Here is a 9,165-nt window from a genome sequence, read left to right as displayed (position 1 = left end):
TTAATTTTTTCGCCTACAGCCATATAAAAGCCCTCCGATCGTAAGAATCTTATGGACATTATAGCATTATAAATTATAAAACAAAAGAATTTTCTTTTGTTTTATATTGACAGAACCAAAACGAGAATATATAATCCAATAAACAAAAGAAATTACTTGCGCATAGCAAATTTTAAGTGCTGAATCGGAAAGGACTTGGCTTTATGGAACGGACTGTGACACAGGGAACTATGAACCTTAGAGAGTGCCGGACACTGAATGTCGGGGATGTCCAGAATATTTTAGGGATTGGTCGTTCTCAGGCTTATATGCTGGTTAGGACGGCTTCTGTCGGCGATAACCCACCTTTCAAGGTCATGCGTTTAGGTAGCAGACTTCTCGTCTCTAAGAAGTCCTTTGACGCTTATTTGGAAGAAAACGGCCTGTAAGGAGGAATGCAATATGGCAAGTGTCGTCAAGCGGAAACTGAAATCCGGCACGGCTTACTATATCAGCTACCGCGTACCTGACAATAAAGGGCTGCCAAAGCAACACTGGATACGCTGTAGCAGCGAACGTGAAGCAAGCGATATGCTGCGGCGTGTGCAGGACGCAGAAAAAGACGGTCATTTATATTTCAATGAAAGTGAGCTTTCATTTATCGCCAAAGGCAGCATGATGGCGCATAAGAATATGACTGTTTCTGGATTGTTGGAGCAGTATATAACTGAATATGGGGTGCAGCACTGGCAATCCACCACATTGCGTTCCCATAGAGCAACGATTCAGAACTACATCTGCCCCTTTATCGGGAATATTCCCGTGTATCGCATCACTGCAAAACTCATGCAGGAATACTACAATGAACTGCCGCAGCACAAGGCAAAGCAAGCCCCGTTTCACAAAGCACCACCCGAAAACATATCAGCGAGGACGGTCAAGGAAGTACATAAGATTCTGCGCCCTGCATTGAAACTGGCAGTCCGCGACGGAATAATTGACTTCAATCCGGCACTAAGCGTCCTTCTTCCACCACAGCCTAAGCATAAGCGCCCGCAGTGGACGGGGGAAGAACTGAAATACGCACTTTCCATTTGCGATGATGAATTGCTGTATCTCTGTATGAGCCTCGTATTTGCCTGTTCCCTGCGTACCTGCGAATTGGCAGGGCTTACATGGGACTGTGTGAATGCAAGCCAGGAAAGCATTGCAGACCATTCTTCCTGCATCTACATCAAAAAGGAATTGCGCCGGATTGATAAGCAGTCCATGAAGGATACAGGAGAACGGGATATTATCAAAAAGTTTCCGCCCATCTTAGGCGGAAAGACAACGGTTATGGTTCTGAAAGCGTTAAAGACAGAAGCAAGTACAAGGCGCGTCTATCTGCCGGACACCGTGGCACGGCTTCTGATAAACTATAAAGCACAGCAAGAAAAGCAGAAAGAGTTTTTACAGGGCGATTACCACGATTACGGCATGGTCATTGCACAGGACAACGGCAACCCATATGAGGGGAATCACTTGTCAAAGCGGTTCAGCCGCTTTGTTCGTAAGAATAATCTCCGCCAGGTCGTATTTTACAGTCTGCGCCATTCCAGCGCTACAGAGAAGCTGCGGGAAACCCACGACGTAAAATCCGTGCAGGGCGATCTAGGACATGCCAGAGCGGATATGACGGAAAATGTCTATGCCGGGATTTTGGATGAAAGCAGAATGAAGATTGCAGTCAGCATGGACAATGAATTTTTTAAGGACATCAAGGAGCCGCCTTTTACAGAACAAAAGGACAAGGAAAATCCAGTGGACGGAATGGACAAGATCTAGTTCGTTAGCAGATTTGTTGGCAGTTCGCGCTTTTGCAGCATCCAAAAAGTCCAATCAGTCCAATTTTGTTAACAGATTTTGAGGAAGGAAAAAGAAGCTCCATTACCACTTTCCCTTTCAGCTGTTCCAGCTTGTTGGCAGCTTGCTAACAAAAATTTCATGCAAAAGAAAAGGACTGAAAGCCCAAGAAACCTTGCGTTTTCAACCCTTAGTGGCGTCCCCGAGCGGATTCGAACCGCTGGCCTTCCGCTTAGGAGGCGGACGCTCTATCCAGCTGAGCTACGGAGACATAGATTCAATTTTCAGAAAAAACAACTAAATAACGGACGGAAGGGCATACGCTCGACTATATGCTTAGGAGGCGGATGCTCTATCCGGCTGAGCTACGGAGACTTATTTAAGTGCAAAGAAGAGGAACCGCCTGCTATTCTACCCGATTTCCGCCCTGCTGTCAATTGAAAAGCCCGGCACTACTTTGTCCCCGGTCAGATTTCCCTTCCTTGGTTCAAACAGCAAAAAAGCTTTAAAGCGCGGCGATTCGGCTGAAAAGGCCGTTGCAGTCCCGATAAAAAGCATTTATAATATCCGCAGACGGGCAGGACGGCACACACCCAGAGAATTCAGCGCGTCCAACCCATAACCACAGTTCTGCCCTCCGGACGGGCAGGCGCAAAGGAGCGAACAGGTATGACAAACGTGGCACTGGTGACAGGAGGAAGCCGGGGAATTGGTCGGGCAATTGCCCGAAAGCTTGGGCAGCAGGGCTATGACGTGGCCATCAACTATCACCGCAGCCGCCAAGCCGCCGAGGAGCTGGCGGACGAGTTGCTCCGCGCCGGGTGCAACGCTGCTGCGTTTGGCGCGGACATGGTGGAATCCGGCGAAGTGGACGCGATGTTCCGCGCCATAGAATCCGCCCTGGGGCCGGTGGATACGCTGATTAACAACGCGGGAATCGCGCCTCCCTCCGGCCTGTTTCAGAATGCGGACGACGAAATCTGGAACCGGACCTTTGCCGTGAACGTGGGCGGAATGCGCAGCGCCATCCGCCGGGCTCTGCCCCATATGCTCCATGAAAAGCGAGGCAGCATTGTCAACATCTCCTCCATCTGGGGCCTGCGGGGGGCCTCCTGTGAAACGGTATACGCCGCTACAAAGTCCGCCGTAATCGGGCTTACCCGCTCGCTGGCTCTGGAGCTGGCTCCCTCTAACATCCGGGTAAACGCGGTGGCCCCCGGCTGCATCCAAACAGATATGCTCCGCGCCCTTGGCCCGGAGACGCTGGAGGAGCTTGCCGCGCAAACGCCCCTCGGCCGTTTGGGAATGCCGGAGGATGTGGCGGCAGCGGCGGCGTTTCTGGCGGGAGATGAGGCCTCCTTTATCACCGGACAGATTCTCACCGTGGACGGCGGCTTCACCGGGTAAAGCAATCCGTCCGCGCAGATCGCATAATCCGCATAAAAGCACCCCGCCCGGCTGCAAAAGCAGCCGGGCGGGAAATTTAAAATCAGGCAAAAATCAAGCGTCACAGACCGGGACGATCCATCCCTTCGTGTCGGGGATTCTGCCCCACTGGATGCCGGTAAGGGTATCGTACAGCTTCTGGGTCAGGGGGCCGATTTCGCCGTGGCCGATCTGGGCGGTCTGATCCTCATAGTCCAGCTTCTTGACGGGGGAGACGACGGCGGCGGTACCGGTCCCGAACACCTCCTCCAGCTTGCCCTCGCGGGAAGCCTTCATCAGGTCGTCGACAGCCAACTTGCCCTCCACAACCTCATAGCCCCAGTCTTTCAGCAGCTCGATGATGGAGCGACGGGTGACGCCGGGGAGCACGGTGCCGTCCCTGTCCTGCGCCTCGGCGGTATAAAGCTTGCCGTCGATCTTGAAGAAGATGTTCATGGCGCCCACTTCTTCAACATACTTGCGCTCCACGCCGTCCAGCCACAACACCTGACTGTATCCACGCTCCTCGGCCACCTTGGCGGCAAGCAGGGACACCGCGTAGTTTCCGCCGCACTTGGTAAATCCGGTGCCGCCCGGGCAGGCGCGGACATAGGTGTCCTCCACATAGATGTCGATGGGGGCCAGCCCCGCCGCATAATATGCGCCGGAGGGGGCGCAGATGATGATGAACTGATAGGTGGTGGACGCGTGAACGCCAAGCTGGGCCATGGTGGCAATGGTGAAGGGACGAATGTACAAAGACGCGCCCTCGGAATGGGGAACCCAGTCCTTCTCGACCTCCACCAGCGCGCGGGTGGCTTCCACAAAATCCTCCTCAGGAATGCTCGGCATGCACAGGCGCTCCTGCGTGTTGTTCATGCGGCGGGCGTTGCAGTCGGGGCGGAAGAGCTGAATTTTGTTCTCGGCGGTGCGATAGGCTTTCAGGCCCTCAAAGCATTCCTGCGCATAGTGGAACACCACGGCGGAGGGCTCCAGAGAGATGGGAGCATAGGGCACAATGCGGGCATCGTGCCAGCCCTGACCCTCGGTATAGTCCATAATAAACATGTGATCGGAAAAGGTTTTTCCGAAGCCCAGCTTGGACTCGTCCGCAGGCTTTGCTTTGGGGGAAGTCGTCTTGGTGATCTTGATGTTCAGCATTTGAAATTCTCCCTTACTTTTATTTTGAACTGATAAAGCAAAAGGCTCTCGCACCCCTGAAATCAGGGAGGCGAAAGCCAAACTTCCGTGGTACCACTCTCTTTGCCGCAACGCGGCCTCTTATGTACGCTTCCGCGCACCGCCTCTGTAACCGGGAGGCTCCCGTCGCCGCCTACTGGAGAAACTTCTCTTTGGGCGGGCCGCTTCCGGGCCAGACCAATCAGGCCGCGTCCGCTGCCTCGCACCATGCGGCAGCTCTCTGAAGTCGGCGTTCCTGACGGCAATTCCCGTTCATTGCGTTTTGAATATTAAATTATTTATACGCTCCCGGCAGGAGAAAGTCAACTGTTAAAATGCACAGAACAGGCGCGGGACGGGATATTCGTCCGCCCGTCCGCCGGTTTTCCGGCGGACGGGGGACGTTCAATTTACAAAAGACGGCGTTAGCCCACGCAGGCCATGCCCCGACGGAAAGCCTCGATGTTCAGGGGAACCAGCTTGGCCTTGGCTCCGGTAAACATCTCCTCAATCATCGCCTCGATGGCCTCGGGCCTTAAAATCTTGGTGGCGGCCACATACGCCCCCAGCATGGCCATGTTGCCCACCTTGGCGTTGCCCACCTGATCGGCAATTTCCCCGCAGGGGATGTAGTACGCGGTCAAATCCGGGCGCGTCACCTTGTCGGTAACCACGGAGCTGTTGACAAACACGGCGCCGCCGGGAACAACGCCCGCTTCAAATTTTTCAAGGGAGGGCTCGTTCATGGCGATCAGCTCCGTGGGATGGTTAAACACAGGGGAGCCCACCGGATGGTCGGACAGCACCACAGAGCAGTTGGCCGTGCCGCCCCGCATCTCGGGTCCGTAGGATGGGGCCCACGTCACGTTCAGCCCCTCGGCCATGCCGGCTTCCGCCAGATTTTTGCCGATGGCAAGGCCACCCTGTCCGCCGAAGCCGGAAATGATAATTTCCTTTTTCATCTCACTTCACCTCCGTGCCGGTATCCTTGATCAAACCCAGGGGATAGTAGGGAACCATGTTCTCTTTCAGCCACTCCATGGACTTCAGCGGTGTCATGCCCCAGTTGGTGGGGCATGTGGCAAGAACCTCCACGAAAGTAAAGCCCTTGCCCTCCATCTGAAGCTGGAATGCCTTTTTAATGGCCTTTTTTGCCTTATTCAGGTTGGGAATGTCGGTGGCGCAGACCCGCTCGGCATAGACGCAGCCGTCCAGCGTGGAGAGCATCTCCGCCATGCGGATGGGCATACCGGCCTGCTCACGGGTGCGGCCCTGGGGGCAGGTGGTGGCTTTTTGTCCGATGAGGGTGGTGGGAGCCATCTGGCCGCCGGTCATGCCGTAAATGGCATTGTTGATGAAAATGGTGGTAAACTTCTCTCCCCGCATGGCGGCGTGGACAATTTCCGCCGTGCCGATGGAGGCAAGGTCGCCGTCGCCCTGATAGGTGAACACCGGCTGGTGAGGATGGGTGCGCTTGATGCCGGTTGCGACGGCGGGGGCACGTCCGTGGGCAGCCTCCTGCATATCGCAGCTAAAATACTTATAGGCAAACACCGAGCAGCCCACGGGACACACGCCGATGGCCGTATCCAGCAGGTCCATCTCCTCCAACGTCTCAGCCACCAGCTTGTGAATAATGCCGTGGGTGCAGCCGGGGCAGTAGTGGAACTCCACGTCCGTCAGTCCCTTGGATTTTTGATAGACAACCGCCATGTTACTCTGCCTCCTTCAGGGCCTTTTTGCCCGCTTCCACGATTTCCTCCACAGTGGGAATTACGCCGCCGGCGTGACCCAGATAGGAGATGGGCCTGCGGCCCTCCACGCTCAGGCGCACATCTTCGATCATCTGGCCGTCAATGCTCATTTCCACGTCCAAAATCGCCTTCACGTTATCCCGCAGGGCCAGATCGTGCAGTGCCTTCTCCGGGAAGGGCCACAGCGAAATGGGACGGAAGAGCCCCGCCTTTATCCCCTCGGCTCGAAGCTGCTCCAGCGCCGTGAGGACAATCCGGGCGGGCGTACCGTAGGCCGTGATAAGAAGCTCCGCGTCCTCCGCGTCCTTGCCGGTCCAGCGGACTTCGTTCTCCTTGATGACCTGATACTTCTTTGCAAGCTCCACGTTAAAGTCGTCGCACTCGTTGGGGTCAATATACAGGGAGTTGATCACGTTGTGGTGCGCCCGGCCCTTGCGGCCTGTGGCCGCCCAGTCCTTGGGCGCCAGCTTGCGCTTTGGAATCTCGCGCCACTCGATGGGCTCCATCATCTGGCCGATCATGCCGTCCGCCAGCACCAGCACGGGGTTGCGGTATTGGTCGGCGATGTCAAACGCCTCCTGCACCATGTCCACGGCCTCCTGAATGTTGGCGGGGGCCAGCACCACCGTACGGTAGTCGCCGTTGCCGCCGCCGCGGGTGGCCTGAAAATAGTCGCTCTGGCCGGGCTGAATCGTTCCAAGGCCCGGACCGCCGCGCATACAGTTGACGATGACGGCGGGCAGCTCCGCGCCCGCAAGATATGTAATACCCTCCTGCTTCAAGGAGATTCCGGGAGAGGAGGAGGAGGTCATGACCCGCATTCCGGAGCCTGCGGCCCCGTACACCATATTAATAGCGGCCACCTCGGACTCCGCCTGAACAAACACCTTGCCGTGCTGCGGCATATGCAAAGAGAGATATTCCGGAATCTCGCTCTGCGGGGTGATGGGATACCCAAAGAAGCAGTCGCAGCCCGCGCGGATGGCGGCCTCTGCAATCGCTTCATTTCCTTTCCAAAGCTCTTTTCCCACGAAAATTCAACCTCCTTCGTCAGATTTTTTCCACGGTAATCACGGAATCCGGACAGATCTTTGCGCAGCTTGCGCAGGCAATGCATGCCGCTATGTCCACCACCCCGGCGGGGTGATAGCCCTTGCGGTTGATGACATCCATGTCAATTGCCACGATATGCTTGGGACACACGGAAACGCACAGCTCACAGCCCTTGCACCGGTCCCGGTCAAATGTTACCCTTGCTGCCATGATACTCATTTGCCTCCCTTCATGTTGTTGGGAGCCTTTTACAGCTCCCACGGTTTTTTCATATAGATGTCAATGGGAAACAGCTTAAGGCCCGCGAGGCTTTCCTCGCCGGTGAAGCGCCGCTCCGCCACATGGCACATAACGGGAATGCCGGTTTCCCGCGAAACCGCTTCAGCCAGCTCCGCGCCCTTTAGAATCTCTTCAGGCGTCGTCTCGCCGCACAGATGGGTATTGTTCACAATGCCGCCGCACGCAAGACCCGTCACGACCTCGATGCTGCGAAGATAGGCCACGGCGGCCTCTGCCGTGCGCACCTCGGGCCGGTTGGCATTGAGCACAAAAAGGAGCTTGTAATCCTCCGCAATAATTTTGGGCTGAAACCGAGCCAGCACCCGTGCGCCCACCGGATCGCCGCCCACATCCATCACGCCCCGGATTTCCCGGTTTTCCAGAATGGTCAAAAGCTCCGCCGGAAGGGCGGGCACGTCCGCGTCGCTGCACGCCTGAGAAGAGGAGATCACCCGGATCCCCGCCCCCTCCAAAAGTTTTCTCCGCTCTCTGGAGCGGAAATAGGGATTCACGATGTCCACGTCCGCCAGCATGGCGGCGTGCCCCTCACGAGCCAACCCCAGCGCATAGTTTACGGCAAACTCGGTCTTCCCCGTCCCGTAATGCCCACAGACAAGTACGACGCGGTTGGAGCAGACCTGATCGGATGTCAGAATCAAAACGGCCCCCTCGCTTTCAAAATATCAAAAAAGAGTTGTATTATTATCGTATGCGTTGTATGATGTCAGTATAACCGATTGTGTTGGAGATGTCAAGGGAAGTTATTGTGCCTTTTGCCGAAACTCTGTCGATCTTTTCTTGAAATTTGATGTGAATGTGGAGTTTGCAGGCAGAGCGGCAGCACTTTAAAATATGAAATACGCCCCCACAGGGGCGAAGGAGGACTTTTATGGAGGGACCGAAAAAGGCAAAGCTGTCTCAGCGGGCGGCGGAAAGATTGCTGGACATGATCGCAGAGGAGCACCGGTATGAAACCGGCGGCAAGCTGCCCAACGAAAATGAGTTGAGCGAGCTTTTAGGCGTCAGCCGCACCACGCTGCGGGAGGCGATTTCATTTCTGGTTGCACAAGGCGTGCTGGAAATTCAGCGGGGCAAGGGGACGTTTGTGGCCCGGGAGCTGCCGCGTTTCCCGGTGGATATGACGGCGCTGACGGATTTGCGGTCCCGGACCAGAGCCAGAGACCTGTTTGAGATGCGCCTGATTTTCGAGCCTGCCACAGTCGCGCTGGCCTGTCAGCGGGCAAGCGACGAGGAACTGGACCAAATCCGCCGCAAGGCGGAGCGGATGGAGCAGATTGCCGCCTCCGGCGGAGACTGGCCCGCTGCGGATCAGGACTTTCACCTGAGCATTATCCGCGCGTCTCACAACGAATACATGCGCCGCCTTTATCCCATCATCAACGACGCGGTGAGCGAAATCATGCAGATTTCGGAGAACCAGAAGCACATGCAGGAAATCGCCGTGGCAGACAACCGGCTGATTGTGGATTTTCTGCTGTGCCGGGACGACGTGGGCGCGCGCTACGCCATGAGCATCCACATGAAGCATCTGATTCAGATTCTGCGGGTATAGCCTACCGTGAGCGTTATTTCCGCCAGCCATGGCCTCCCCGTTCCTTATTAAACAAAAAGCGCCTGCCCCGGCAATGCC

The 9,165-nt window shown here is 55.8% G+C and carries 9 protein-coding genes and 1 tRNA gene; 3 read left to right on the top strand and 7 right to left on the bottom strand.

Annotation, left to right across the window (positions count from 1 at the left end):
• Nucleotides 1–441: 441 nt before the first annotated feature.
• Nucleotides 442–1,806: a site-specific integrase gene (locus B2W96_RS11395; protein WP_293010503.1), complete on the top strand. Its 1,365-nt coding sequence runs from the start codon at nucleotides 442–444 to the stop codon at nucleotides 1,804–1,806.
• A gap of 212 nt (nucleotides 1,807–2,018) precedes the next feature.
• Here the strand turns inward: B2W96_RS11395 and B2W96_RS11390 are convergent.
• Nucleotides 2,019–2,095 (bottom strand) — tRNA-Arg (locus B2W96_RS11390).
• Between the two features lie 398 nt (nucleotides 2,096–2,493).
• Between B2W96_RS11390 and ymfI the strand changes: the two genes are divergently transcribed.
• Nucleotides 2,494–3,231, top strand: a complete 738-nt coding sequence (gene ymfI, locus B2W96_RS11385; RefSeq protein WP_293010501.1) for an elongation factor P 5-aminopentanone reductase — start codon at nucleotides 2,494–2,496, stop codon at nucleotides 3,229–3,231.
• A gap of 93 nt (nucleotides 3,232–3,324) precedes the next feature.
• Here the strand turns inward: ymfI and B2W96_RS11380 are convergent, their stop codons facing one another.
• The 6 genes from B2W96_RS11380 to B2W96_RS11355 all read right to left on the bottom strand — a co-directional run bounded on the left by B2W96_RS11380 (nucleotide 3,325) and on the right by B2W96_RS11355 (nucleotide 8,173).
• A complete protein-coding gene (locus B2W96_RS11380) occupies nucleotides 3,325–4,410 on the bottom strand; it encodes a branched-chain amino acid aminotransferase (protein WP_293010499.1) in 1,086 nt (361 codons plus the stop codon).
• 443 nt (nucleotides 4,411–4,853) lie between these two features.
• Entirely contained in the window at nucleotides 4,854–5,390 is a 537-nt protein-coding gene (locus B2W96_RS11375) for a 2-oxoacid:acceptor oxidoreductase family protein (protein ID WP_293010497.1), read from the bottom strand.
• Nucleotide 5,391: 1 nt separating this feature from the next.
• Nucleotides 5,392–6,141: a thiamine pyrophosphate-dependent enzyme gene (locus B2W96_RS11370; RefSeq protein WP_293010495.1), complete on the bottom strand. Its 750-nt coding sequence runs from the start codon at nucleotides 6,139–6,141 to the stop codon at nucleotides 5,392–5,394.
• A gap of 1 nt (nucleotide 6,142) precedes the next feature.
• The gene (locus B2W96_RS11365) at nucleotides 6,143–7,213 is read right to left on the bottom strand and encodes a 3-methyl-2-oxobutanoate dehydrogenase subunit VorB (protein WP_293010493.1); all 1,071 of its coding nucleotides are present in this window, start codon (nucleotides 7,211–7,213) and stop codon (nucleotides 6,143–6,145) included.
• A 19-nt stretch (nucleotides 7,214–7,232) separates the two neighbouring features.
• Complete coding sequence (locus B2W96_RS11360; protein ID WP_349680149.1) at nucleotides 7,233–7,454, bottom strand: 4Fe-4S dicluster domain-containing protein; 222 nt, start codon at nucleotides 7,452–7,454, stop codon at nucleotides 7,233–7,235.
• Between the two features lie 29 nt (nucleotides 7,455–7,483).
• Nucleotides 7,484–8,173, bottom strand: coding sequence for a hypothetical protein (locus B2W96_RS11355; protein WP_293010491.1), 690 nt, complete (start codon nucleotides 8,171–8,173; stop codon nucleotides 7,484–7,486).
• A gap of 230 nt (nucleotides 8,174–8,403) precedes the next feature.
• On the opposite strand from B2W96_RS11355, the gene B2W96_RS11350 reads away from it, so the two are divergent.
• A complete protein-coding gene (locus B2W96_RS11350) occupies nucleotides 8,404–9,087 on the top strand; it encodes a FadR/GntR family transcriptional regulator (protein WP_293010489.1) in 684 nt (227 codons plus the stop codon).
• Nucleotides 9,088–9,165: the final 78 nt, after the last annotated feature.

This window comes from Oscillibacter sp. UBA6647 (genome assembly GCA_002455655.1).
GTDB lineage: Bacteria > Bacillota > Clostridia > Oscillospirales > Oscillospiraceae > Oscillibacter.
This window is presented reverse-complemented; position numbering and strand designations above follow the sequence as displayed.